Source organism: Streptomyces sp. NPDC031274, assembly GCF_055570235.1.
Genome location: NZ_JBVIHP010000016.1, coordinates 91569 through 117257, shown reverse-complemented (window position 1 = coordinate 117257; position 25689 = coordinate 91569). Strand labels below are relative to the sequence as shown.

The 25689-nt window shown below is 71.3% G+C and carries 24 protein-coding genes; 13 read left to right on the top strand and 11 right to left on the bottom strand.

The genetic code is table 11. From position 1 onward, the window contains the following. The first annotated feature begins 32 nt into the window (after positions 1-32). The 3 genes from ACZ5CR_RS24940 (at position 33) to ACZ5CR_RS24930 (ending at position 1792) form a co-directional block, all read left to right on the top strand. Positions 33-785, top strand: a complete 753-nt coding sequence (locus tag ACZ5CR_RS24940; RefSeq protein WP_468861017.1) for a GAF domain-containing protein — start codon at positions 33-35, stop codon at positions 783-785. Between the two features lie 25 nt (positions 786-810). Then, positions 811-1149 carry a DUF2267 domain-containing protein gene (locus ACZ5CR_RS24935; RefSeq protein ID WP_468861014.1) on the top strand — a complete coding sequence of 113 codons (339 nt, stop codon included), beginning with the start codon at positions 811-813 and terminating at the stop codon, positions 1147-1149. Between the two features lie 82 nt (positions 1150-1231). Then, the gene (locus ACZ5CR_RS24930; protein ID WP_468861012.1) at positions 1232-1792 is read left to right on the top strand and encodes a VanZ family protein; all 561 of its coding nucleotides are present in this window, start codon (positions 1232-1234) and stop codon (positions 1790-1792) included. A 25-nt stretch (positions 1793-1817) separates the two neighbouring features. On the opposite strand, the gene ACZ5CR_RS24925 is transcribed toward ACZ5CR_RS24930, so the two are convergent. Continuing rightward, positions 1818-2240 (bottom strand): DUF6003 family protein, encoded by a 423-nt coding sequence (locus tag ACZ5CR_RS24925; RefSeq protein WP_468861009.1) that lies wholly within the window; start codon positions 2238-2240, stop codon positions 1818-1820. A gap of 115 nt (positions 2241-2355) precedes the next feature. Continuing rightward, positions 2356-3204 carry an RNA polymerase sigma factor SigF gene (locus ACZ5CR_RS24920; protein WP_468861007.1) on the bottom strand — a complete coding sequence of 283 codons (849 nt, stop codon included), beginning with the start codon at positions 3202-3204 and terminating at the stop codon, positions 2356-2358. A 212-nt stretch (positions 3205-3416) separates the two neighbouring features. Here ACZ5CR_RS24920 and ACZ5CR_RS24915 point away from each other — a divergent pair, with 212 nt between their 5' ends. The 4 genes from ACZ5CR_RS24915 to ACZ5CR_RS24900 all read left to right on the top strand — a co-directional run bounded on the left by ACZ5CR_RS24915 (position 3417) and on the right by ACZ5CR_RS24900 (position 6927). Then, positions 3417-3878 carry an ATP-binding protein gene (locus tag ACZ5CR_RS24915; RefSeq protein WP_468861004.1) on the top strand — a complete coding sequence of 154 codons (462 nt, stop codon included), beginning with the start codon at positions 3417-3419 and terminating at the stop codon, positions 3876-3878. A 114-nt stretch (positions 3879-3992) separates the two neighbouring features. Then, a complete protein-coding gene (locus tag ACZ5CR_RS24910; RefSeq protein ID WP_389905589.1) occupies positions 3993-4226 on the top strand; it encodes an XRE family transcriptional regulator in 234 nt (77 codons plus the stop codon). A gap of 219 nt (positions 4227-4445) precedes the next feature. After that, complete coding sequence (locus ACZ5CR_RS24905) at positions 4446-5798, top strand: nitric oxide synthase oxygenase (RefSeq protein ID WP_468861001.1); 1353 nt, start codon at positions 4446-4448, stop codon at positions 5796-5798. A gap of 73 nt (positions 5799-5871) precedes the next feature. Next, positions 5872-6927 (top strand): lactonase family protein, encoded by a 1056-nt coding sequence (locus tag ACZ5CR_RS24900; protein ID WP_468860999.1) that lies wholly within the window; start codon positions 5872-5874, stop codon positions 6925-6927. A gap of 103 nt (positions 6928-7030) precedes the next feature. On the opposite strand, the gene ACZ5CR_RS24895 is transcribed toward ACZ5CR_RS24900, so the two are convergent. The 9 genes from ACZ5CR_RS24895 to ACZ5CR_RS24855 form a co-directional block, all read right to left on the bottom strand. Then, the gene (locus ACZ5CR_RS24895) at positions 7031-7975 is read right to left on the bottom strand and encodes a sirohydrochlorin chelatase (protein WP_468860996.1); all 945 of its coding nucleotides are present in this window, start codon (positions 7973-7975) and stop codon (positions 7031-7033) included. A gap of 131 nt (positions 7976-8106) precedes the next feature. Continuing rightward, positions 8107-9105 carry an N-acetylglucosamine kinase gene (locus ACZ5CR_RS24890; RefSeq protein WP_468860993.1) on the bottom strand — a complete coding sequence of 333 codons (999 nt, stop codon included), beginning with the start codon at positions 9103-9105 and terminating at the stop codon, positions 8107-8109. Next, on the bottom strand, positions 9102-9779 hold the full coding sequence (locus ACZ5CR_RS24885) for a uracil-DNA glycosylase (protein WP_468860991.1): 678 nt from the start codon (positions 9777-9779) through the stop codon (positions 9102-9104). The genes ACZ5CR_RS24890 and ACZ5CR_RS24885 overlap by 4 nt, the downstream gene beginning before the upstream one ends. Before the next feature lie 33 nt (positions 9780-9812). Beyond that, the gene (locus tag ACZ5CR_RS24880; RefSeq protein WP_468860989.1) at positions 9813-10904 is read right to left on the bottom strand and encodes a WD40/YVTN/BNR-like repeat-containing protein; all 1092 of its coding nucleotides are present in this window, start codon (positions 10902-10904) and stop codon (positions 9813-9815) included. A 132-nt stretch (positions 10905-11036) separates the two neighbouring features. Beyond that, entirely contained in the window at positions 11037-11924 is an 888-nt protein-coding gene (gene mmuM, locus ACZ5CR_RS24875) for a homocysteine S-methyltransferase (protein ID WP_468861268.1), read from the bottom strand. Positions 11925-11953: 29 nt separating this feature from the next. Continuing rightward, entirely contained in the window at positions 11954-14017 is a 2064-nt protein-coding gene (locus tag ACZ5CR_RS24870; protein ID WP_468860987.1) for an ABC transporter ATP-binding protein, read from the bottom strand. 15 nt (positions 14018-14032) lie between these two features. Then, a complete protein-coding gene (locus ACZ5CR_RS24865) occupies positions 14033-14947 on the bottom strand; it encodes an ABC transporter permease (protein WP_453541348.1) in 915 nt (304 codons plus the stop codon). Beyond that, positions 14944-15894, bottom strand: a complete 951-nt coding sequence (locus ACZ5CR_RS24860) for an ABC transporter permease (RefSeq protein WP_468860985.1) — start codon at positions 15892-15894, stop codon at positions 14944-14946. The genes ACZ5CR_RS24865 and ACZ5CR_RS24860 overlap by 4 nt, the downstream gene beginning before the upstream one ends. Continuing rightward, on the bottom strand, positions 15891-17762 hold the full coding sequence (locus tag ACZ5CR_RS24855; protein WP_468860983.1) for a peptide ABC transporter substrate-binding protein: 1872 nt from the start codon (positions 17760-17762) through the stop codon (positions 15891-15893). The genes ACZ5CR_RS24860 and ACZ5CR_RS24855 overlap by 4 nt, the downstream gene beginning before the upstream one ends. Before the next feature lie 169 nt (positions 17763-17931). Here ACZ5CR_RS24855 and ACZ5CR_RS24850 point away from each other — a divergent pair, with 169 nt between their 5' ends. The 6 genes from ACZ5CR_RS24850 to ACZ5CR_RS24825 all read left to right on the top strand — a co-directional run bounded on the left by ACZ5CR_RS24850 (position 17932) and on the right by ACZ5CR_RS24825 (position 25672). Next, complete coding sequence (locus ACZ5CR_RS24850; protein ID WP_468860981.1) at positions 17932-19149, top strand: ROK family protein; 1218 nt, start codon at positions 17932-17934, stop codon at positions 19147-19149. Then, the gene (locus ACZ5CR_RS24845; RefSeq protein ID WP_468860979.1) at positions 19146-20711 is read left to right on the top strand and encodes a M81 family metallopeptidase; all 1566 of its coding nucleotides are present in this window, start codon (positions 19146-19148) and stop codon (positions 20709-20711) included. The genes ACZ5CR_RS24850 and ACZ5CR_RS24845 overlap by 4 nt, the downstream gene beginning before the upstream one ends. 78 nt (positions 20712-20789) lie before the next feature. Next, positions 20790-21620 (top strand): transporter substrate-binding domain-containing protein, encoded by an 831-nt coding sequence (locus ACZ5CR_RS24840; protein ID WP_468860977.1) that lies wholly within the window; start codon positions 20790-20792, stop codon positions 21618-21620. Between the two features lie 75 nt (positions 21621-21695). Next, a complete protein-coding gene (locus ACZ5CR_RS24835) occupies positions 21696-23201 on the top strand; it encodes a hypothetical protein (protein ID WP_468860974.1) in 1506 nt (501 codons plus the stop codon). Between the two features lie 40 nt (positions 23202-23241). Next, entirely contained in the window at positions 23242-24312 is a 1071-nt protein-coding gene (locus ACZ5CR_RS24830) for a hypothetical protein (protein WP_468860972.1), read from the top strand. Then, the gene (locus tag ACZ5CR_RS24825) at positions 24296-25672 is read left to right on the top strand and encodes a hypothetical protein (RefSeq protein WP_468860970.1); all 1377 of its coding nucleotides are present in this window, start codon (positions 24296-24298) and stop codon (positions 25670-25672) included. Before ACZ5CR_RS24830 ends, ACZ5CR_RS24825 begins: the two co-directional genes overlap by 17 nt. Positions 25673-25689 lie beyond the last annotated feature (17 nt).

Genomic DNA, 25689 nt, shown 5'->3' with positions numbered 1-25689 from the left:
CCGTGAGGCATGCGACTGGAAGGGACATCACCATGCCGGAGGAATCACCGACGATCGTGCATGACGTGTCGATCGCGGCAGCTGTAGGCCGCAGCGCGCTGCCGAACCGCCTCTGCACCGCGTTCATGGAATCGCTCGGCGCACAGCGGGCAGCGCTGTCCTGGCTGCCCCGGCTCGAGCACTGGCAACTCCTGCACGCCACCGACGAACCCGCGCTGCAGGCCGAGGCCGCACAATTCACCCGCGCCGACGGCCCCTCGGTCAGCGCCGCACTGGGAATGCAGCCCGTATTCGTACCGGACCTGCGCGACTACCCGTGCCGCACCGGACCGCCCCTGTCGGCGGAACTGCCCGACACCCGGCGCGTGCTCGCGCTCCCGCTGCACGCCCGTCGCACCCCGGTCGCTGTCCTGTGTCTCTACTACACCGAGCACACCGAGGTGACCTCGACCCACATCAGCTACGCGCAGCGCGCCGCCGCTCTCGCCCTCGAGGCACTGATGCGCTGGCGGCCCGTGCACACGGGCATCGGCTGTCGGCGCCCGGTGTGGACCACCAGCACGCGCGCGGCACGCTGGGAGCGCATCCACCAGGCGGCCGACTACGTCGCGGCCCGCGACGACTGCGCCGTCGCCGATGGTCTCGCGTGGCTGCAACGGGTGAGCTCGCGTGACGGCCTCTCGCTGCTCGATGTGGCGGACACCGTCCTGCAGCCGTCCCACGCCTGTCACTTCGACGAGAGCGAGGAGATGAATCGTGAACGAGTCGGTGGAGTCTTTGCTTGACCGGGTCCAAGAACGCGGATCCTACGTGATCCGGCAGGAGGCTGCCGGGGCGGTGCAGAGCGTGCTGGAGGTCCTGGGAGAACACCTGGTCGGCGACGACCGCACGGACCTCGCCCGTCTGCTGCCGCAGCAGTGCGGCCCGCTGCTCACCGAAGGCTCACCGGCCAGCGAACCCCTGACGCCCGAGGCTTTCGTCGCGGCGGTGGGCGCACGCGTCGGCGTCGACGCGGGGCAGGCCCGCCGCGCCGTCACGGCGGTGCTCGCCACGGTCGCCGAGGTCGCCGACGACGCGCTGCTGCGCCGCATACTCACGCAGCTCCCGCCGGGCCACGCCGGTCTGTTCGGCCGCACGGATCCGTTGTGAACTGTCCTGGACCGCGTACGGAGCCATCGAGCGGGTAACGGAAGGCGCAAGCAGAACACAACCTGACAAGGGGAGGCTCGTGATGGCACGGACGGTCCCGCACGGCAAGGCCATGAAGGATCCAGAGGCCCGGAGCACCCCCGGCGCACCCCCGCTCTCCAGGTGGGCGCGTGCGGCAGCCATGCTCCTCGCGTTCGCCGGGACCGTGGCCTTCGCCGTCGTGCTGGCCCGCCTGACGCTCGAACCCTCGGCCGCCTCCGTGCCCTTGACGCACAGCAACCTGCGCCCCGGCGACTCCATCCGCGACTATCTGGCACAGCCCGCGTTCCGCGACACCGTCAAACAGCTCGGTGGCAACATCGTCCTGGGACTGCCGTTCGGCATGCTGCTGCCGGTGCTCGTGCCTCGCGCCCGGGGCCTCGTACGCGTCATAGCCGTCACGGCACTGGTGATGCTCCTTGTCGAGCTGGCGCAGGGCTTCCTGGTCACCGGGCGGGCCTTCGACATCGACGACGTCATGCTCAACACGACGGGCGCCGTCCTCGGTTACCTGCTGATAGGCCGCAGGCTCGGCCGCGCCGTGCACCCTCGCCGCCGGCACTGGTGGCACCGCTTCACCAAGCGGCCTACCGCCGCCGACTAGCGGCCGGGGCCCGCGCGGCCGGCCGTCACACGGTCAGACGACCGACCGCCCGCGGGTCGAGGCCGGTCAACTGGGCGATGCGCTGCGCGGGGACGCCCGCGGCGAGCGCTCTGTGCACCAGAGCCTCCCAGTCCTGGGTCGTCTCCCGGAACTCCAGCAGTTCGCCCTCCACGTCCGTGACGGACTGGGGCGCACACTCCTGCTGGACCCGCAGCGCCTCTTCCTCGCTCAACGGAACGAGCAGACGCTCGGCGTCCTGGGGGATCAACGCCTCCGCTTCGGAGGGCAGGATCCGGACCAGTTCCGAAGAGGCCGACGCGTCATGCGCCTGCAGCCAGCCGTGGACGGCGGGGGTCTCCGCGCATTCCAGGCTGCCGACCGCGGCCAGCGCCGTCCCCAGCCGGGGGTGCCGGTCGGGAAGGAGGAAGAGGTAAGCGTCATCGGCCATCGCGGGGAATCGCCTTCTCGATCGGACATCAGCGGCGCACTGATGCTAGCGCTCCGCGAGCGGCCGAAATCCCGCGCCGTTCCCCGTTTTCCCCGCCGTCCCCCGGCCGGGTGGGTCAGCGGGTGGTGAGCATTCCGGCGCGCAGACGGGCCAGGGTGCGGGTCAGCAGGCGTGAGACGTGCATCTGGGAGACGCCGAGGCGTTCGCCGATCTGCGACTGGGTGAGTTCGTCCACGAACCGCAGCCGCAGGATCTGCCGGTCACGCTCGTCGAGTTGGGCGAGCAGCGGAGCGAGGGCGTGGAAGTCCTCCACCAGCTCCATGGCCGGGTCCTCCGCGCCGATGAAGTCGGCGAGAGCGGCCTCGCTGTCGTCATCACGGTCGCCGTGCAGGGTGGCGTCGAGGGAGGTGGAGTTGTAGCCGTTGGCGGCCTGCCGGGCCTCGATGACCTCTTCCTCGGTGAGGTCCATCAGTTCGGCGAGTTCGCCGACCTTGGGGGCGCGGCCGAGGCGGGAGCTGAGCTCGTCGGTGGCCTTGGCCAGTTCGACGCGGGCCTCCTGGAGACGGCGCGGAACGTGGACGGCCCAGGATGTGTCGCGGAAGAACCGCTTGATCTCACCGACGATGTACGGCACGGCGAACGTCGCGAACTGGACCTCGCGGGAGAGCTCGAAGCGGTCGATTGCCTTGATCAGGCCGATCGTGCCGACCTGGACGATGTCCTCCATGTCGTCGCTGCGGTGACGGAACCGTCCGGCGGCGTACCGCACGAGCGACATGTTCATCTCGACGAGGGTGTTGCGGGCGTACTGGTGCTCCGGCGTGCCCTCTTCGAGTACGGCGAGCCTGCTGAAGAACAGCTTCGACAGGTCGCGGGCGTCCTTCGGCCCGACCCCCTGGGGGGAAGCGATGTCCGGCAGTTCCGCGATGCCGGTGTCCGTGGATGTCCCAGTTGCCGCTGTCATGAATTCCCTCCCCTGTCACCCGGCCCTCCGTCGTCCCCCGACCGGCCGATGAGGCGCACGTACCCCCGCGCGCGTGCTTCATGCGCCCCATGAGGCAACAAGATCCGTTATGCGTCGACGGGTTACAGGTTCCGTATTGCCGGGCAAGTGTGCATCTCGGACAGCGGCCACCCCATATTCGGACAGAGGCCACCCCCATACGAGGAGGGCTCATGAGGACGCAAGGGACGCGACTGGCAACCGGACCGTCTGACAAGCTGAACACCGGACCGCCGGAGCAGCTGGACGCCGGACCGTCGGTCAAGGCGGTCTTCGACAAGAGGCCGGAAGCGGTCGCCCACGCGCGGGACTTCGCCCGCTCCTTCCTGGGCGGGCTCCACCCGGCCGTGGATTCCCAGGACGCCGCGAGCGTCGAGCTCGCGGTCTCCGAACTCGTCACCAATGTCGTACGGCACGCACGCGGGGCGTCGTGCTCCCTGCGCCTGGAGGCGCAGCCGGACGCCATAGCGGTGGTGGTCGGCGACGCCGATCCGCGACCGCCGCGGGAGCGGGCGCCCGATCTGGCCGGTGGCACCGGCGGGTTCGGCTGGCCCATGGTGCGGCACATGGCCAAGGCGGTCACCGTGACCAGTGGCCCCACGGGCAAGACCATCCGGGCCGTCATGCCCAGGTAGCCGTCGCGCCCGGGTAGTCGTCATGCCCGGGTGGCGGGTCCGCGGCGCCGTGCGCCGGACACCGTTCGTCGAGACGTACGGCATGAGCGCACGCGAGTGGGGCAGGAGAGGTCAATGGATGACCTGTCTCAGCTACTCCAGAAGACCATGCGCCGCCGGCATCTGACGCCGCAGGCGATCGCCGACAAGACCGGGATCCGCACCCCACGCATCCGGGCCTTCGCCGAGGACGGCGCCGAGGGGCCCGTCCGCCCGACCGACGAGGAACTGAGGGAACTGGCAGGTGCCCTCGCACTGCCCGCCATCAAGGACGCCGCACGGCCCACGGCCGCGGCGACCTCTCCCTGACCTCCTTGACCGCGACGACCTTCCTGACCGCGAACCCCACGCCGAACTGCCGTCTCCGGTCGCGGTGTGGACAATTCGCCCGCGTCTGATCCATGTTCACCGGGCACATACAGGGTGGATCACCCCGTCGGAGGGGTAACCCCGCGGCTAACAGACGTGCGGACCGTGCGGGAGCGGTCGAGCGGTTCGTGCCCCGGAGCCGCCTCCTGGGGGTGCACCATGCGGAACTATTTCCTGCGCAGGGCCGGGTACGGAGCTCCTGCGGACAGCGATGCGCGGGGAGGCGGACCGGTCCACTGTCCGGTCGCAGGCCCGGCGGCAGCGCACCGGCATGCCACCGACACGGCCTGCCCGGAGCGCGCCGCGGGCCACCAGGACGACGTCACCCCGCCGGTGCCGCGCCCCGCGGACGGTGCGCCGACAGGGCCCGCCCTGCGCAGGGCCGCCGCCGAGTTCGTCCGCCTGCACCACGACGAGACCCACCGCGGCGACCCCGCGCCACGGATCGCCCAGGTGTTCGCCGAGATCGCGGGGACGGGGACGTACCGCCACACCCACGACGAGCTCGTCTTCGGCGCCCGGCTCGCCTGGCGCAACGCCGCCCGCTGCATCGGACGTCTCTACTGGCGTTCCCTGCACGTCCTGGACCGCAGGGAGCTGACCGCCGCCGGGGACATCGCCGCCGCGTCGGCGGATCATCTGCGCGCCGCCGTCAGCGGCGGGCGGCGGATCAGGCCCCTCATCACCGTCTTCGCGCCCGACGCGCCCGGCCGCCCGGGGCCCCGCATCTGGAACGAGCAGCTCATCCGGTACGCCGGGTACCGGCGCCCCGGCGGACGAGTCGTCGGCGACCCGCGCAACGTCGGGATCACCGAGTTCGCGCGCCGTCTCGGCTGGCCGGGCGGCCCCGGCACCCCCTTCGACGTACTGCCCCTGGTGGTCCAGGGCCCGGGCGAAAGGCCCCGCTGGTTCCGGCTGCCGCCCGACGCCGTCATCGAAGTCCCGATCGAACACCCCGATCACCCCTGGTGGGCGGGGCTTGAGCTGCGGTGGCACGCGGTACCCGCGCTGGCCTGCATGTGCCTGGAGATCGGAGGCGTCTGCTACCCGGCGGCGCCCTTCAACGGCTGGTACATGGGCACCGAGATCGGTGCCCGCAACCTCGCCGACAGCGACCGCTACGACCTGCTGCCGCGCGTAGCCGAACGGCTCGGGCTCGATACGGCGAGCGACCGTTCGCTCTGGAAGGACCGCGCCCTCGTCGAGCTCAACCGGGCGGTGCTCCACTCCTTCGACCGGGCCGGTGTCACCATGACCGACCACCACACCGAGTCCCGGCGCTTCCTGACCCACCTGGGCCGCGAGGAGAGCAGGGGCCGCACCGTGGGCGCCGACTGGTCCTGGATCGTGCCCCCGCTCTCCGGCAGCGCGACGCCCGTCTTCCACCGCACGTACGACACCGTGGAGCGCCACCCCGCCTACGTCCACCACCCCGAGGCCCTCGCCAGGACGCGCGGCGAGAGCGGCGCCGCGCTGGTCCCGGACGCCCCGGCCCGGAGCCCCTTGGTCTAGACCGGCTGCTAGCGTCTGGCGCACGAGTGCCCCCTGGACACGGCGCTCGGTCGAGAGTCGAGAGGGGAACGCAGTGGTCGGCAGGTACGGGATCAGTCAACGGGCGTACATCGGGTCCTTCACCGCGGCGGGCGGGGCCGGGATCCTCACCGCCGCCGTCGACGCGGACAGCGGCGCGCTGACCGTCCTCAGCGCCACGGACACGATCGCCGACCCCTCGTACCTCGCGCTCTCGGCCGCCGGTGACACGCTCTACGCCGTCAGCGAGACCTCGGACGGCACCGTCGCGGCGTACCGCCTCGTCGGCGACAGGCCCGAGCGGGCAGGGAAGCCGGTGGCGGTCGGCGGGGCCGCTCCCACCCATCTCGCCCTGCACGCCGGGCACGTCCTCACGGCCAACTACGGCTCCGGCAGCGTCAGCGCCGTGCCCGTGCGCCCCGACGGCAGCCTCGCCACCACCCCCTCCGGCGTTCTGGCGCACACCGGCGCGGGTCCCCACCCGCAGCGCCAGCAGGGTCCGCACGCCCACCAGGTCCTGCCCGACCCGAGCGGCCGCTGGGTGGTGAGCGTCGACCTCGGCACCGACTCCGTACGCGTCTGCGAGCTCACGGCGGCGGGCGAGCCGACGCTGCACCGCGAGGTCGCGCTGCGGCCGGGCTCGGGGCCCAGGCACCTCGCGTTCCACCCGCGCGGCGATCTCGCGTACGTCCTGAACGAGCTGGCGCCCACCATCACGATCTGCGCCTGGGACGCCGCCGAAGGGGCTCTCAAGCCGCTCGGCGAGGCGGCCGTCCTGCCGGGGCCCACGGGCGGCGACGGCGAGGCCTACCCCTCCGAGGTCGTCGTCGCGCCCGACGGCCGCTTCCTGTGGACCGCGACCCGGGGCCAGGACGTCATCTCGGTGCTCGCCCTCGAGGAGGCGGGCGCGCGTCCCAGGCTCACCGCCACCGTCCCCTGTGGCGGCCACTGGCCGCGTGACCTGGCCATCGACCCGTCGGGCCGGTTCCTGTACGCGGCCAATGAGCGCTCCGGCGACGTGACCTGGTTCTCCGTCGACCCGGCGACGGGCATCCCGCGCCGCGAGGGCTCGATCGAGGCTCCGGCCGCCTCCTGCGTGATCTTCGGCTGAGGCGCCCTGGCCATCGCACCCGCGTACGCCGATGGGCCCGCTCCCTGCATCAGGGGGCGGGCCCATCGGCGTAACGGCATCAGGTCTGCCTGGCGCGGTGCGGTCAGTGGACCGGCGCGCCCGACGGCTGCTGCGGGGCGATCCCGAGCGCCGTCGTGTACTTGGCAAGGGCGAGCTTGCCGATCGCCGGGTAGGCGCCGAGCGACTCGGCGACCGAGCAGCCTGCCTCCTTGGCGGCGGCCTCGAGAAGGCTGTCGTCGATCTCGGGACCGATCAGGTACGGGGCGAGCGCCAGCTGCGTGGAGCCGGAGCCGCGCAGCTGCTCGGCCATGTCCGCGATGGCACCTTCCTGGTCGAGCGCGGCGGCCATCACCGGCACCGCGAGGCGGGCCGCGAGCAGCATGCCGGTGATCCCGGCGGCCTGCACGGCCTCCTCGCCACCGACCGTGGCCAGGACGATGCCGTCCGCCGCGGTGGCCACCGTGAACAGGCGGGCGCGGTCCGCGCGGGCGAGCCCGGCCTCCGACAGGCGTACGTGCAGCCCCTCGGCGAGCAGCGGGTGCGGGCCGAGGACGTCCGTCAGCTCGGCCGGGGCGCGGCTGTCCATCACGGCCTGACGCAGGCGCCGCATCAGCGCGCTGTCGGGGCCCGCGAGGAGGGGCACCACGACGGCGACGGGGCCGTCGGGCTCGGTGACGTCCGATCCCGCCGCACGCGCCTGCTCATAGCGCGCGGTGCGCTCGGTGGCGGCGTGCGCGAGCACGGACTGCAGCGAGGGGAACTCCGGGAACGAGGTGACCGTCGCGTCCTCGGTCCCGTCGAGGTATCCGATACGGGCGTCGAGGCCGGGCAGCTCGGAGCGGGCGATGCTCACGACCTCTTCGGCGAGACTGCGCGTGGCGGTGCTGGGTACGCCCGGTACGGCGAGAACGAGCGCGGGCGCGTTCTCGGGAGCCGCCACGGGCTCCGGGCGGCGGTGCCGACCGGGCTGGCGGGGTCGCGGCATTCGTACGGGCAGGCCTGATGCGGGCCCGGTGGGGGAGCTCATGGCCCCGCATGCTACTGGTCTCCGGGGCTTCACTGTTCGGGGAGGGTACAGGTGGGCGGTATAAGTCCACTTTTGTCTTATGAGTTACGTGGAGGTCACCTGTCACATGACGGAGTGGTCATCCGGGGTGGTCAATTGTCCTCATCGGTGTGCACCGTGAGCATGCGCGGGTCGAGCGGCAGGCGCAGCCGGTTCATGGCGACATCGGCGGCTATGCGCACGGCGCCGTCCAGTGGGTCACCCGCGGCCGGGACCAGCCGTACGTGCCGCAGGCGGTCCTCCAGCTCCGCCCGCACCGGGTGGAGCAGCGCGTCGCCCATCTTGAACAGACCTCCGGTCAGGGCGATCTCGGGCCGCTCGCCCGGGCTCACCGCGTCGGACGCCGGGCAGACGGCGGCCGCGGCATCGGCGATGTGCCGGGCGGCGTCCCGCAGGATCGCACCGGCCACGGGGTCGTCAGGGGCGCAGCGCGCCACTTCGGGTGCGAACGAGGCGAGCATCGCGGGCCGGTCCGTACGGGGATAGAGCAGGCCCGGCAGTCCCGGCACGGGGCCGAAGAGGTCCTCGGCCCTCGCGAGCAGTGCCTTCGAACCGTGGCGCCGGCCGTCGAAAGCCCGCATCGCCGCCTCCAGGCCCGCGCGGCCGATCCAGGAGCCGCCGCCGCAGTCGCCGAGCAGATGCCCCCAGCCGTCGGCGCGGTGCCAGGCGGTGAGATCCGTGCCGATCGCGATCATGCCCGTACCGGCGGCGACGACCGCGCCGGGGCGGTCGCCGAGCGCGCCCGCGTACGCGGTGACGGCGTCCGCGGCGAGCACCAAGCGCCTTACCCCCAGCGCCTGTTGGAGTGCGGACGGCAGCTCCGTGCGCAGGTCGTCGCCGAGGGTCGCCATGCCCGAGGCCCCGACGGCGACGGCGGTGACCCGGCCGCCGCCCGCCTGTTCGAGCAACTCCCTTGCCAGCGGAACCAGTTGCTCCATGAAGTGCTCGGCGTCGATGCCGAACGCGCCGGTCCGCACCGGCTCCTTCGAGCTCACCGGGGCGGGGCGGGCGAGGCCGTCAAGACGGTCCAGGGCGACCCGCATCCCGGAGCCGCCGGAGTCGACCCCGAGGACACACGCGGTGTCCGTCACGGAAGCCGCCAGTCCACCGGCTGACCGCCCTGCTGGACAAGGAGGTCGTTGGCCCGACTGAACGGGCGCGAGCCGAAGAAGCCGCGGTCCGCCGACATGGGCGAGGGGTGCGACGACTCGACCGACGGCAGCGGGCCGAGCAGCGGACGCAGGTTGCGGGCGTCGCGCCCCCACAGGATGGACACGAGGGGCCGCCCGCGTGCGGCGAGCGCCTTGATGGCCTGCTCGGTGACCTCCTCCCAGCCCTTGCCCCGGTGCGCGGCGGGACGCCCCGGAGCCGTGGTGAGCGCTTTGTTGAGCAGCAGGACGCCCTGCTGGGTCCACGGCGTGAGGTCGCCGTTCGACGGCTGCGGGAAGCCCAGGTCGGAGCCCATCTCGCGGTAGATGTTGATGAGGCTGCCGGGCAGCGGGCGCACCTCGGGCGCGACCGAGAACGACAGCCCCACCGCGTGCCCGGGGGTCGGATAGGGATCCTGACCGACGATCAGCACCCGCACCTCGTCGAACGGCTGCTGGAACGCCCGCAGGACGTTCGGTCCGGACGGGAGGTAGGTGCGTCCCGCGGCGATCTCCGCGCGCAGGAAGTCGCCCATCTCGGTGATCTTCCCGGCGACGGGTTCGAGGGCCTTCGCCCAGCCCGCTTCGACGATTTCATGCAAGGGTCGTGATGCCACGGCGTCACCCTACTGCCGTAACGGGGGCGCCGATCAACCGACGGCCGCCGCCCTGACGCACAGTACGTCGGGCAGGTGCGACGCCAACTCCCGCCAGCTGTCCCCGTCGTCCGCCGACGCGTACACCTCGCCGTTGCGATTGCCGAAGTAGATGCCCGCCGGGTCCTGGTCGTCGCTGCACATCGCGTCGCGCAGCACCGTGCCGTAGTGGTCGCCGGTCGGCAGGCCCGCGCTGAGCGGCTCCCAGCTCTTGCCCGCGTCGCTCGTGCGGTAGACGCGACATCGGTGGTCGGCGGGGACGCGGTCCATGTCGGCGTTGATCGGGAAGACGTAGGCCGTGTCCGCGCGGTGCGGGTGGGCGACGACGGAGAAGCCGAAGTCGGAGGGGAGTCCCTCGCCGATGTCCGTCCAGTGCGCGCCCGCGTCGTCGCTGCGGAACACGCCCCAGTGGTTCTGCAGATACAGCCGGTCCGGGTCGACGGCGTCCCTGGCGACCTTGTGGACGCACTGGCCGAACTCCGGGTCCGGGTCCGGAAGGAAGACCGCCGAGACGCCGCTGTTCGACGGGGCCCAGTTCTTGCCGCCGTCCAGGGTGCGGAAGACTCCGGCGGTGGAGACGGCGACGGTCACCGCGTCCGGGTCGCGCGGGTCGGTCAGGACGGTGTGCAGTCCCTCGCCGCCGCCGCCCGGCACCCACTTGTCGCGTGTGGGGTGCTCCCAGAGGGGGCGCACGAGGTCGAAGGTCTCGCCGCGGTCCTGTGAGCGGTAGAGCGCGGCGGGCTCCGTGCCCGCGTAGACGACATCGGGCTCGGCGGCCGATGGATGCAGCTGCCAGACCCGCTCCAGGGACGCGCCGGTGTCCTTGGGGAACTTGACGGCCGCCTTGGCGGGTTCCGTCCAGGTCCTGCCGAGGTCGTCGGAGTGGAAGACGGACGGGCCGTAGTGCGAGCTGTCACCGCCCACCAGGAGCCGGGGCGTACTGCCGCGGGTGTCGATGGCCACGGAGTAGATGGCCTGGGCGTTGAAATACGGACTTTCGTCGAACCGCCAGGTGCTCGCGTCGCCGCGCCTGCGGCCGATGAACAGGCCCTTGCGCGTGCCTACGGTCAGAATGATCTCAGCCATCGTGGCCACCTTCGGGACGTCGTTGTCTCAGGTATGGCTCAGTCTGCACCTCGGCACTGACAGTCACCCCTGGGCAGGACGTATCCGCAGGTCGGAACGGGTGTGGCGGAGATGGTGCGGGTCCTCATGGCCTCACTCGGGCCGGTCGCTCCCGGACAGCTCCGCGGCCACCCGTGTGATCGTTTCCGGCCCCACCCGGCAGCACCCGCCGATCAGCCGTGCCCCCGCGTCACGCCACCCCACGACCCGGCCCGCGCTGAAGTGGGCCGGACCCCGCCACCCCCTGGCGGCCGCGTCCCACGTCTCGCCGCTGTTGGGGTAGACCACCACCGGCTTCCCCGTGATCCGCGCGGCGAGACGCACCGCCGCGTCCGCGTCCTTGGGGTCGCAGCAGTTGACGCCGACCGCGATGACCTCCTCGGCGTCGGCCGCCAGGGCGAAGGCCTCCGCCAGGGGCTGGCCCGCCCGCGTATAGCCGCCGGAGACGGTGTACGAGAGCCAGGCGGGGACCCCGAGGCCCCGCACCGCCCGCAGCAGGGCCCGCGCCTCGTCCGTGTCCGGGACCGTCTCCAGGGCGAAGACGTCCGGTTCCGCGTCGGCGAGTACCTCCAGGCGCGGGCGGTGGAAGCGTTCGAGCTCGGCCACCGTCAGGCCGTACCGTCCCCGGTACTCGGAGCCGTCCGCGAGCATCGCCCCGTACGGGCCCGCGGACGCGGCCACCCATACGTCGCGGCCCGCGTCCGCTCCCGCCTCGCGCGCCAGCTCGACGCTCAGGCGCAGCAGTTCGGCGGTGCTCAGCGCGTCGATGCCGTGCTGGGCGAGGCCCTCGAACGTCGCCTGATAGCTCGCCGTGATGGCGATGTCCGCGCCCGCTTCGTAGTACGCGCGGTGCGCCGTCGTGATGGCGCCCGGTTCGTCGGCGAGCAGCCTCGCCGACCACAGGGCGTCGCTCAGGTCGTGCCCGGCGGCCTCCAGCTGGTTGGAGAGGCCGCCGTCGAGCACGAGCGGGCGGTGGGTCATGGCATCCGTGAGTTTCACACTGTCGACTTTCACACGGCCGACGCCAGCCGAGGCGCGGACAGGGGGAAGTGGCACGCGACCTGGTGTCCCGCGCCGTTCGGTGTGGACACCGGCGGCTCCGTGGTGGCGCACACCTCCTGGGCCATGGGGCACCGCGTGCGGAAGCGGCAGCCCGACGGGGGCTTCGCGGCCGACGGGGTCTCGCCCTCCAGGGGAGTGCGGTCCAATCCGACCGCGGCCTCCGGGTCCGGCAGGTTGACCGTGTCGAGGAGCCCCCGCGTGTAGGGGTGCAGCGGATGCGCGTACACCTGCTCGGCGGGGCCCGACTCGACCAGCTTGCCCAGGTACATCACGCCGACCGTGTCCGCGAGATGACGCACCACGGCCAGGTCGTGCGAGATGAACAGATACGTCAGACCGCGCTCCCGCTGGAGCTCCCGCATCAGGTTGAGGATCTGCGCCTGGACGGAGACGTCGAGCGCGGAGACCGGCTCGTCCGCGACCACCAGATCGGGGGAGAGCGCCAATGCCCTCGCCAGGCCCAGGCGTTGGCGCTGGCCACCGGAGAACTCGTGCGGATAGCGGTGCACGGCCCCGCGCGGCAGGCCGACCGCGTCCAGGAGTTCGGCGATCAGCTTCTCCTGGTCGGCGCGGCTGCCCACGCCCTGGATGACCAGCGGCTCACGCAGGATCTCGCCGACCCGCATCCGGGGGTCCATGGCGGCCGTGGAGTCCTGGAACATCAGCTGCACGCGCCGCCGGTGCGCCCGCCGTTCGGCCCGCGACATCCGTGCCGGGTCGTGCCCGTCGAAGCGCACATGACCGGCCGTCGGCTCCTCCAGGCCCGCGACGATCCGGCCCAGCGTCGTCTTGCCGCACCCGGACTCGCCGACCATGCCGAACGTCTCGCCCTTGCGGATCTCCAGGGAGACGCCGCCGACCGCGCTCACCGTGCCCCGGCTGCGCGAGAAGGCCCCGCCCTTGAGGGGGAAGTCCTTCACCAGGGTGTCGAGTTCGACGAGTACGTCGCCGGGTGCGCGCGGCGCGGGCACGGTCGCCGGAGTCACGACCTCCGCCTCCGTGGCGTTGTCCGGAACCGGATGGAAACAGGCGAACCGGTGCTCACTGCCCCTCAGTTCGTCGTCCGCGAGCTGCGGCTCCCGCGCACGGCACTCGTCCGTCGCGAAGGTGCAGCGCGGTGCGAACCGGCACCCCGTCGGGCGCACCGCCAGGTTCGGCGGAAGGCCCGGGATGGTGTGGAGCGCGGAGCCGCTGTCCACGGCCCGCTCGGGAAGTGAGGCGAACAGCGCCTCGGTGTAGCGGTGCCGGGGCCTCGCGAACAGGCCGCGTACGTCCGACTGTTCGGCGACTCTGCCCGCGTACATCACCGCGACCCGGTCGACCCGGTTGGCGATGACGCCCAGGTCGTGCGTGACCAGGATCATCGCCATGCCCAGGCGCTCGCGCAGGCCGTCGATCAGCTCCAGGATCTGGTGCTGCGTCGTCACGTCGAGGGCGGTGGTCGGCTCGTCGGCGATGAGCAGCTTCGGTTCGCAGACCAGGGCCATGGCGATCGCCACGCGCTGGCGCATGCCGCCCGACAGCTGGTGCGGGTAGGCCTTCATGCGCTCCGCGGGCTGCGGCATGCCGACCAGGCGCAGCATTTCCTCGGCCCGCGCCCACGCCTCTTTCCTGCTCAGCTCGGGGCGGTGCAGGACGAGCGGTTCGGCGACCTGCGCCCCGATCGTCATCGTCGGGTTCAGGGAGGTCAGCGGGTCCTGGAAGACCATGCCGATGGTGTTGCCCCGTACGTCCTGAAGGACCGGCGCGGGCGCCGCGGCCAGATCGCGGCCGTCGAACAGGACGCGTCCGCCGGTGATGTCACCGCCCGGCGGAAGCAGGCCGAGGATGCTGAGCGCGGTCATCGTCTTGCCGCAGCCCGACTCGCCCACGATGCCCAGGGCCTCACCCGGGGCGAGTTCGAGACAGACGCCGTCGAGGGCGTGGACGGTGCGCTCGCGCGAGGCGATGTCGACGCGCAGGTCTTCGATCTTGAGCAGTGGCTCAGTGGTCTTGGGCAGTGGCTCGGTCATCTCGTCGGTTCTCCCTTACTTCCGCAGCCGTACTTCGAACGCGTCCCGCAGCCCGTCACCGATGAAGTTGAACGCGGCGACGACAAGGACGATCGCGATGCCCGGCGGGAAGATCAGCCACCAGTAGCCGTTCTGGGTGTAGGTGATGCCGGCCGAGAGCATCGAACCCCAGTCGGCCGACGGGGGCGGGATGCTCAGGCCAAGGAAGGCCAGATAGCTGACGTAGAGGATGGCGTCGGCGATCTGGAAGGTGCAGTTGACGATGACCGTGCCGATCGCGTTCGGCACGATGTGCTTGAACACGGCCCGTGCGCCACCGCCGCCCATCATCCGCATCGCCTGTACGTACTCGCGGTCGCGCAGCGAGAGTGCCTCGCCGCGCACCAGGCGGGCGGGGGAGAGCCAGGCGACCGACGCGATGATGACGATGAGGACGCCCTTGCTCGGCGTGATGATCGCGGCGACCACGACGAGCAGGAACATCGCCGGGATCGCGAGCGCCGCGTCCGTGATCCGCATCATGGCCGCGTCCACCCAGCCGCCGAAGTACCCCGCCACCGCGCCGTACACGGTCCCGAAGAGCGTGGCGAGGAGCCCCGCGGCCAGGCCGATCTCCAGCGACGTCTGCCCGGCGACCATCAGCCGGCCGACCATGTCGTAGCCGAGGTCGGTGGTGCCGAGCAGGTGGCCGGAGCTGCCAGGGGCCAGGTTGGCCTGCGACAGGTCGGTGTGCTCCTGTTCGGTCGAGTGGAGCAGCGGCCCGAGATAGCTGAAGGCGAGGAGCAGGACCAGGACCACCACGCCCGTCAGGGCGAGCTTGTTGCCGGTGAAGACCTGGAGCGTGCGCCGGGCGAGCGAGGGCGTGGCCTGCGCGGCCGCCTCGTTCCCCGGAGCGGCCTCAGGGGTGACGTCTGCGGTCGCGGTACTCATGCCACGCTCCGGATCCGGGGGTCGAGGACGGCGTACAGGATGTCGGTCAGCAGCGAGCCGATGACGGTGGCGACGCCGACGACGAGCGTCACGCCGAGAAGGACCGGGAAGTCGGAGCCCTGCGCCGCGTTCCAGAACAGCAGCCCCATACCGGGGTAGTTGAACATCGACTCGACGACGAGCGCGCCGCTGAAGAGCGTCGGCAGATACAGGCCGAGCAAGGTCGCCAAGGGGATCAGCGCGTTGCGCAGGACGTGCCGGACCATGATCCGGCGGCTCGACTGGCCCTTGGCCATCGCCGTTCGGACGTATTCCTCGGTGAGGTTGTCAAGGACCGCCGAGCGCATGTAGCGGCTGAACATCGCCACGATACCGAAGGCCATGGTGACCACCGGAAGCACCAACCCCGTGAAGTCGCCGAGGAGTTCACGGACGCTCTCACCCTGCGGTGCCTCCGCCGGGAGGATCGGCATCACCTGCGCGAACAGGATGATCATGATGAGGCCTAGGAAGAACACCGGCGTCGCGTAGAGCAGGAAGGCGAGGCCCGTCAGCGCGTAGTCCGATGCCTTGCCGCGCCGCACGGCCTGCAGCAGGCCGAGCGGTACGGCGATGACGACCGCGAGCGCGGTGGAGAGCACCGTCAGGAGCAGCGTCTTCGGCAGCCGCTGCTTGAGCAGATCGAAGACCGGCGAGTTGAGCTTGAAGGACTCGCCGAGGTCGCCGGTGAGGAGCCGCTTCAGATACATCACGTACTGCGCGGGCAGTGAACGGTCGTATCCCTGCTCGTGGTTGAAGTGCTCGATCTGCTGAGGTGTGCCCTTGGGGCCGAGGATGGCGCGCGCGGGGCCGCCGGGCAGCAGGTGGAGCAGCGTGAAGACGATGATCGAGACCAGGAACAGCACGACGAGCGCCTGAAGGAAGCGCTTGACCAGAAAGCCGGTCACTTGTCGGCTCCCTTCTTCTTGACGTAGTACCAGTCCTGCGGTGCGAAGGTGACGGTCGGGTTCTGGCCGACGCCCCGCAAGTCGTTGCGGATCACCGAGACCTGGTAGGCCGGGTTGGGCATCCACATCACCGGCAGCTGCTCGGCGAGGTACTCGCCGTAGGCGTGCATCGCCTTCATGTCGGGCGAGTACTGCACGGCGCGAATGATCCGGTCGGCCTTCTTGTCGCTGTAATTGCCGAAGTTGGCGGAGGCGCCGGTGGAGAAGAGCTGCTCACCGCTGGGGTTGAGCGGGTAGTACCAGCTGCCCGCCGTCCCGAAGAACGACATGTCCCAGTCGCAGCCGGGGTCCTTCGCCTTGCACGGAACGGAGTTGCCGAGCACCGAGTTCAGCGGCTGCTGGCGCACGGTGAGGTCGATCCCGGCCTTGGAGAGCGAGGACTTGAGCTCCTGCATCATGTTCGTCGTCTCGGTGGATCCTGACTGGGAGAGCAGGGTGAGTTCGAGCGGGGTGTTCTTCGCGATCCCCTTGCCGCACGCGTCGGCGCCCGTCCCCGGGCGCACGCAGCGTGCCGTGCCGTCCACCGTCTTCCAGCCGTGCGCGGTCAGGAGGCGCTGAGCCTTCTTCACGTCGAAGGGGTACCGGTTCTTCTCCATCGCGTCGGACAGGTACTGGCTCTTCGGCGTCACCGGCACCGGGCCGAGCGTCGATGTCGCGCTGCCCTGCCAGATGACGTCGCTCATCGCCTTCTGGTCGACGAGGTGCTGCATCGCCTGGCGGATGTAGAGCTGGTCCATCATCGGGCCCGCGTGCGTGGAGTTGAAGTTGTAGACGATGTACGTCGCCGCCCAGCCCTCCCACGGATCGACGCGGTAGCCCTTCTCCTGGAACTTCTCCTTCTGCGCCATCACCGACGGCGGGATGTAGCCGTAGTCGACGCCTCCCGAACGCAGCACGTTGTACTCGGAGTCAGCCGTGGTGAAGGGCTTGAAGACGACCTTGTCCAGGTGCGGGCGCTGCGACTTCGGGCCGGTGTACTTCTCGTTGGGCACGATGGTCACCTGGCCGCTGTCACGCCAGCCCGCCAGCTTCCACGGGCCGTTGACCGTCTTCCAGAGCGGATCGGAGCCGTACGAGCCCAGGCTCTTGGCATGCCGGGTGAGCCGGGCGAAGACGGTCTTGGCGCCTTCCTTCGTACGGTCCCAGTCGCCGACCTCGCCACCCTCGGTCCTGGCGTCCCAGGCGTGCTGGGGAAGGGCCCGCATCAGGGTGAGCTGGTTGGCGGTGAACCAGTCGGGGTTGTACGCGCGGCTCAGGTGCAGGCGCACGGTGTGGTCGTCGACGGTCTCGAAGCGCTTGACGTTGTCGGGCATCGTGCCGACCGAGTAGTTGCCCCAGCTCGCCTTGTTGGCCTTGACGAGGTTGAACCAGAACTCGATGTCGCGTGCGGTGACCGGCTTTCCGTCGGACCACTTCACGCCCTCGCGCAGCGGCACCGTCACGGTCTTGTTGCCGTCGCTGAACCTCGGCTCCCGGCCGAGCGTGCTCGGGCCGTGCGTGGTCAGCTCGCCCTTCTCCTGCACGGCGTCGTACACCGGCATGAAGAGCAGCGACTGGATCCCGTAGTTGTACGAGGCGCCGTAGCCGGGGGCGCCGATCGGGAAGATCCAGTTCGGTGTCGCGGCGGGCGGCAGCGCCATCGTGGCGGTGCCGCCCTCGACCGGAGTGCCGCCGGTGGGTCCCATGTCGACGCGGCCGCCCTCCTGCGTGCAGCCGGTGACTGCCGTGAGGGCGAGCGCGGCGACGGATGCCGCCGCGGCTATGAGAGCGCGGCGCCGCGCGCGGGGACGTGATCGCCTTGAGCGCATGGCGAAGGGCCTCCAAGGATGCGAGAGCCGGACCGTGCCGGAGATCGACGGGCGGCGCCTGAACGCTAGAGCTGGCGACAAAATCAAGTCAAGAGCTTCGTTCGGCAAGAAGTCTTAAAATCGGGAGGGTCTGGCCAACTTCCTTTGATGAGACTTAGTGTTCCTCCTGATGTCGAACGAACTGATCGAAGCAACTGGGGGCGGCATGGCAGGAACACCGCACGGCGAACCGGGATCGGCGCAGCACATACTGCAGCTGGTCTCCTCGGGCGCCGCCTCCTCCCGTGCCGATCTCGTACGGGAACTGGGGCTCGCCCCCTCCACCGTCTCCCTGCGCGTGCAGGAACTCGTCACCGCCGGCGTACTCACCGAATCCGGCGAGGGAGCATCCCGCGGTGGCCGCCGCCCCCGGCTGCTCCGGGTCCGCGCGCAGGGGGGCGTCGCCCTCGCCGCCGACCTCGGCAGCCACCACGCCCGCATCGGCGTCGTCGACCTCGGCGGCACGGTCCTGGACGCCGTCGACCTGCCGCACGACATCACCGCGGGGCCCGAGTCCGCCGTCGACTGGCTCTGCGGCCAGGTCGCCGAACTCGGCGCCCGCCAGCGCGAGGCGGGCCGCACCGTCCGCGCCCTCGGCGTCGCCTTCCCCGGCCCCGTGCAGCCCGCCCAGGGCCGCGTCCTGAGCCCGTCCCGCATGCCCGGCTGGCACCGCTACCCGCTGCGGGACGTCCTCGCGGAGCGCCTCGGCATCCCCGTCACCGTCGACAACGACGCCACGATGATGGCCGTCGGCGAGCACCGCACCGCGCGCCCCGGACTCGACCACATGGTCGTCGTCAAGGCGGGCCGAGGCATCGGCAGCGGCGTCATCGTGGCGGGCCGACCGCACGACGGCGCCAACGGCTCCGCGGGCGACATCAGTCACGTACGCATCGAGGCGGCGGGCGACCGCCCGTGCAGCTGCGGCAACATCGGCTGCCTGGAGACCGTGGCCAGCGGCGCCGCCCTCATCCGTGAACTCGCCGCGCAGGGCATGGAGGTGGCGGACACCACCGCACTCCTGCGGCTCGTCTCCGACGGCGACCCGCAGGCCACCACCCTGGTCCGCACCGCGGGGCGGCACATCGGCACGGTCCTGTCCGTCGTCGTGAACTTCTTCAACCCCCAGGCCGTCGCCCTCGGCGGCGTCCTCGCCACCGCCGAACCACTCGTCGCCGCCGTGCGCGGCGTCCTCTACGAGCGCTGCCTGCCCCTGGCCACCGCGGACCTGGAGATCACCACCACCGTGACAGGCCGCGACGCGGGCCTCCTCGGCGCCGGGCTCACCGCCCTGCGCCAGAACCTCCCGACCACACCGGCTCCCCAGGAAGAGAGCGCCCCCGCATGACCACGAACCAGCGTCGCCTCCGCATCGGCATCGGCGGCATCGGCATCGAGTCCTCCACCTTCTGCCCGCACCGCTCCACCACGGACGACTTCCGCCAGACCCGGGGCCAGGACCTCCTGGACCGCTACACCTGGACCCGCCCGGAATCGGACCTCGCGTACACGGTCGAGTGGGTGCCGCTCCTGCACGCGACCTCGCTGCCCGGCGGCCCGGTGGAGGCGGAGTCGTATCTGGTCCTCAAGGACGAACTGGTCACGCGCATACGGGAGGCGGGCCCCCTGGACGGCCTCGTCTACGACATCCACGGCGCGATGAGCGTCATCGGCCTGACCGACGCCGAAGCCGACCTGACCGAAGCGGTCCGGGCCGCCCTCGACGCCGTCGGCACACCCGACGGCGGCCGACCGATGATGTCGACCGCCATGGACCTGCACGGCAACGTCTCGCGCCGGTTCGCCGAGCCCATCGACCTGCTCACCGCCCACCGCCTCGCCCCGCACGAGGACGCCTGGGAGACCCGCGAGCGCGCCGCGCGCAATCTCGTACGCTGCCTGCGCGACGGCGTCCGGCCGCACCGCGCCTGGGTGCAGGTGCCGGTGCTCCTGCCCGGCGAGAAGACCAGCACCCGCCTGGAGCCCGCCAAGTCGCTCTACGCCTCGCTCGCCGACATCGAGAAGCTGCCCGGCATCCTGGACGCCGCGATGTGGGTCGGCTACGCGTGGGCGGACGAGCCGCGCTGCAAGGCCGCGATCGTCGTCACCGGCGACGATGCCGAACTGGCCGCCGCCGAGGCGCAGAAGCTGGCGCGCCGCTACTGGGACGCGCGCCGCGACTTCGTCTTCGTGGGCCCCACGGGCGGCGCGCGGGAGTGCATCGAGAAGGCGGTCGCATCGGACGCGCGGCCCTTCCTGATCAGCGACTCCGGGGACAACCCCACGGCGGGCGGCGCCGGCGACCTGGCGTACATGCTCGGCAAGCTCCTGGAGAACGACGCGATCCGCTCCGGGCAGGTCACCGCGGTCCACCCCGGCATCACCGACCCGGTCGCCGTCGCTCGCTGCTTCGAGGCCGGAGTGGGCGCCGATGTCGCCCTGAGCGTCGGCGGCAAGGTCGACGCGAACCACGGCGGCCCCTGCGAACTCACCGGCACCGTCGTGGCGTTGCAGCGCGCGGCCGAGCAGAAGGACCGGGCGGAGGGCGGCGCGTACGACCGTGGTGTCGACATGGCGGCGGTGCGGACCGGCGGTGTGACCGTGATCCTGGTCGAGCGCCGCAAGCCCTTCCACACCCTCGCGGACTTCATGGGCCCGGCGGTCGGCGGCCTCGGCATCGACCCGCGCACCTTCGACCTGGTGGTCGTCAAGATCGGCTACCTGGAGCCCGAGCTCTACGACATGGCCGCCGACTGGCTCCTCGCCCTCACCCCCGGCGGCGTCGACCAGGACCTGCGGCGGCTCGGCCACCACCGCGTGGAGCGCCCGCTGTACCCGTTCGACGAGGACGCGTACGACGCCGGTGCGGGCCCCGATCTGACCGCGACGCAGCTGGTGCCGCTCGCCTGATGAGAAGGGGCTTCACCGGCCGGAACGGTTCTGCGAAGGTGATCCCTTCGAGCCGCGAACCCGTCCTCAGGAGCCCCCGTGAAGCGCGCCGCCACCCTGTCCGCCCTGGTCTGTCTGCTCGCCCTCACGGCTGCCGCGCCCGCGTCGCCCGACGCCGGGCGCGGCAAGGACCGCCACCACGGCAGCCTCCTTGACTCCGTGCCGAAGTCGGGCGTCCTGAAGGTGTGCACGACGGGCGACTACCGCCCCTTCACCCACCTCGACCCCGCCGAGGGAACGTACAGCGGCGTGGACATCAAGATGGCCGACGACCTGGCCGAAAGCCTCGATGCCAAGCCCTCGTACGTGGCCACGACCTGGGCGAACCTGACCAAGGACGTCGCGGCGGGCCGCTGCGACATCGCGGTCGGCGGCGTCTCCATCACCCTGCCGCGCGCCCGCCAGGTCGCCTTCAGCGAGCCGACCCGCGAGGACGGCAAGACGCCGATCGTGCGCTGCGCCGACAAGGAGAAGTTCGGCGAGGGCACGCTCAAGGACATCGACAAGGCGGGCACCACCGTCATCGTGAACCCCGGTGGCACGAACGAGCAGTTCGCGCGCGCGAGCATCAAGCAGGCCACGATCAAGCTGCACCCGGAGAACACCACGATCTTCCAGGAGATCGTCGAGGGCCGCGCGGACGTGATGATGACGGACGCGAGCGAGACCCGCTACCAGGCCAAGATCCACCCCGAACTCTGCTCGCTGCACCCCGACAAGCCCTTCACCTTCTCCGAGAAGGCGTACGCCCTGCCGCGCGGGGACGAGGAGTTCAAGGAGTACGTCGACCAGTTCACGCATCTGGCCACGCACGACGGGACGTACGCGGGATACGAGGCCGAGTGGATGGGCGCCCCCTCGGGTTCCTAGGGCCTTCCCGGCCAGGGGTCATCCCTGAGCTGGTCCCCGATGTCGGGACGCCCGGGCCGCCCTACCTTCCTGGGCATGGCTTCCTTCCGTGATCGGTGCATCCACAGCAGGCAGGGTGGTCGGCTCGCCTCGACCACCACCGCCGACATCGACGGGCTCGTCGCCGGGCTCAAGGACCGGCCGCGCGTCGTGCTGCACTTCCACGGTGGGCTCATCGACGACACGCTGGGGTTCGCCACCGCCGAGCGGCTCACGCCCGTGTACGAGGCGGCGGGCGTCGATCCCGTCTTCTTCGTGTGGAGCAGCGGGCTGCTCGAGACCCTGCGGGGCAACCTGCCGCAGATCCTGAACGAGAGCGTCTTCCGTACGCTGCTCAACAGGGTCACCCGGTACGCCACCGGCACCGTGTTCAAGGATCCGGGACAGCGAGGTCTCGTGGCCGCCTCCACCTCGAGGTCGGTAGCGGCCGAGCTCGCCCAGGTGCGGACGGGGCAGGAGCCCTATGCGCGGATGACCGCGCCGCAGGACGTGCCGCCGCTGAGCGAGTCCGAGCAGACGCAGATCGCCGCCGAGCTCTCGGCGGACACCGAACTGGCCGAGCGCACCCGGGAGATCGTGAAATCGGTGATGTCCCCGGACACCGCGCAGGCCAACGAGCCGGCCGCCGCGGCGCGAGAAGTCATCGGGGGGCGTGCCGCGGCGGTCACCCTGATGTCACCGGATGTCGTGGCCGACCTTGTGGCCAGGGCGGGCACGGGGGAACGTGCCCTGGTGAGCACCGCGTTGATGGTGCGCAAGACCGTGCGGGTCGTGGCCGCCGTCATCGGCCGCTTCCGGCAGCGCAACGACCACGGACTCTATCCGACGGTCGTCGAGGAGATCCTCCGCGAGTTCTACCTCGCCAGTGTGGGCGCCGCGATCTGGGACGCGATGAAGCGGCAGACCGTGGACACCTTCGCCGTCGTGGGCGACGAGGTCCGCGCGGGCCGGTACTTCCTCGACCGGTTCGCCGAGCTGCTCGCCACCGGCACCCGACCCCAGGTGACCGTGGTCGGCCACAGCGCGGGCGCCGTGTTCATCGGCAACCTGCTCGACGACCTCGCGCGCAGGCGCGCCGCGGTCGACGACCCCGTGCCCGCCGACTTCCGGCTGCGGGACGTGGTGCTCCTCGCGCCCGCCTGTACGGTGGCGCAGATCGCGCCCGTGATCCGCCGCCAGGCCGAACTCTTCGACCGGTTCCGGATGTTCACCATGACCGACCCGGCGGAGCGGGCCGACCACCTCGTGCCGTTCCTGTACCCGAGGTCGCTGCTGTACTTCATCTCCGGAGTCCTTGAGCGGGGGCCTTCCCAGCAGTCCGCCGTCATGCCGATCGCGGGGATGCAGCACTGGTACCTGGACGCCGCCGCCGTGGGGCCCGACTCGGACGACCTGCGCGGTTTCCTGCGCGCCGATTCCGCACGCACCGTGTGGTCGCCCGGTGACGGCGGCCCGGGCCTGCGCTCGGGGGCGCGCAGCCACGTGGCCTTCGACCACGACCCGGACGTGCTCGCGAGCGTGGTCACCATGCTCGCCGACTGACGCGACCGACCGATCGCGAGCGACGGGGGGAGAGAGACCGATGAACGACCTGCACTACGCCGTGGTCGTCGGCATCAACCGATACCCGGCCATCGGTGACCTACAGGGGGCGCGGGGTGACGCGTGCCGGTTCCGCGACTGGCTCGTCGAACCCGGGGGAGGGGCCCTGCCCGAGGCCAACGTCCACCTGGTCACCGCCACCAAGGAGGACGAGCTCACCGACGACTTCCTGAACGCCGTGCCGACCAAGGAGTACGTCGACCGGGCGCTCTACCGGGCGCACACGGCGGCGGGGGAGGCCGTCAGAGCGAGGCCCGAGGAGGAGCGGTCCGACGCCTGGCGGGCGACACGGCTCTACGTCTTCCTGGCGGGGCACGGGTTCTCGCCGTCCAACAACAGCGACGCGGCGCTGCTCATGGCCAACGCAGCCAGGGACTACATGGGCAGCCATGTCGCGGTACGGCAGTACCTGAACTGGTACGAGTCGGCGTCGCCGTTCCACGAGGTGGTCTTCCTTGCCGACTGCTGCCGCACCCGCTTCGGCGGCGTCGAGGTCTTCGCCCCGCCCTTCACCGGGAGCACCGAGGCGCCGGAGGATGTCGACTACTTCGTCGGGTTCGCGACCTCGCTCGGAGACCCCGCCTACGAGGAGCAGAATCCCGACCGGGACCGGGCCCGTGGGCACTTCACGACCGCGGTCCTCGAAGGGCTGCGCGGCGCGAAGCCCACGCCCGAGGGCACGGTCACCTCGGACAGTCTCGCCGACTTCGTCGGACCGTGTGTGCGGGCCCGTACGAAAGAGGCTCTGATCCCGCAGAAGGCCAAGTTCATCAAGGGCACCAACACGCCGATGATCTTCGCGGAGGGGCTCGAGCGCTCTCCGGACCCGGTGACACTGCGGTTCCCCGCGGGATTCCGCGGCTGGGTGCAGCTGCGCGGAGGCGACCTCGACGAGTCGCCGCTGCGGCTGCACGTCGAAGCGGAGGAGAGCGTCGAGAAGCTCGCCCCCGGTTACTACCGCGCCACTCCGGAGAGCTGGACCGCGCCCGACTTCCGCAACGGTGGATTCTTCGAGGTACTGACAGGTGGTGGCAATGGTGTCCAGCTCTGAGGACCGGCGGCGTTCAGGAGGGGACGCGAAGGACCGGGTGCCGTTCGTCGTCATACCGGACACCCCATCGGTGCTCGTCACCGTCACGGACTCCGCGTTCCGTGAGGTGGCGCACGCGATGGGCACCGTCGACACCACGCTGCGGCCCGGTATCTACCGCATCGAGCAGCGGTTCGGCGGTGCGGTCGAGAGCCGATTCGTCGAGGTCGGCCCCGAGCCGTTCACCGAGCGGCTCGCACTGCCCGACATGCCCACGCCCACACCCGTCGAGGGCACCCCCACGACCCGTGAGGACCACCGGGCGGCGGCGGCACGCTGGAGCACACGCACGACGTACGGCGAAGGCTCGCCGACCCTGATGGTGCTGATCCGCAATCTGCGCCGGGGCTGGCAACTGGACCCCTTCGCACTGGAGGTCGCAGGCCTTGACGGCCGCCCCGTCGACGGCGGAGCCCGCGGATGGGAGCCTTCGGGCGGCGAGGAATGGTCGGCCTGGAGCGGCGAACTGCCGCCGGGCGGCTACCGGTTGCGCCCCCGCAGGGTGCCCGCCGACGGCCCGCCCCTCGCGCAGGCGCTGCACGTGCTCGACGGATGGACCACCCTGGTGTTCGTGAGCAACGGACCGCGGGGCCCGCAGCCGCAGTTCGCCTCGATCCAGATGGTGCGCCGGGGCGCCGGCTGGCAGCCCGCGGACCGCACCCTCGGGCTCGCCCTGGAAGCCGCGCTCTCCGGACTGCGGCAGGGCATCGACCTCGTGTCGAACCGGCAGCTCATGCAGCTGGCCAGGTCCGAGGACGTCAACCCCTTCCTGGGCATCGTCGGCGCCCACGCCCTGCTGTTGCACCCCCGTCCCGACCTGGGGCAGATCGGCACGGTCGTGGAGAGGCTCGTCCACTACGCGCCCGTCCAGCCGGACATCGCCGCCCTGTGCACCCTGCTCGGTGAGCCGGTGGAGCCCGTCGTGTCGCCGCCGATGCTCGCCGCGTCCTGCCGTCTGCTCGTCCGTGCGGACGCGACCGCCCCGGGGATCCTCCCGGACGGCTCGGTGGTGGAGAGCGTGGCGGAGCATCTCGTGGGGCGCGGCGTCTGGACCACCTGGCTGGAGCAGGAGCAACGACCGGCCGCCGGTGCGCGTGCTGTCGCGCCGCGTGACACCGGAGGCACGACGTGCCCCCCGGCGGCTGATCCGGTCGACCGTGTCCAGCGCTACGTACGGGAGATCGTGAGTGTCGAGGGCAAGACCGTCGACGAAGTCCTCAGCAGCCTGGACCGGGAGGAACTGTGCCGCAGGACCGGCCTGCCCCACAGGACGGTCGACTCGGCCATCGAGGAGCTCAGGCGCCCGCGAGGGCCTCAGTGAGGCCCGTAGCGGCAGTG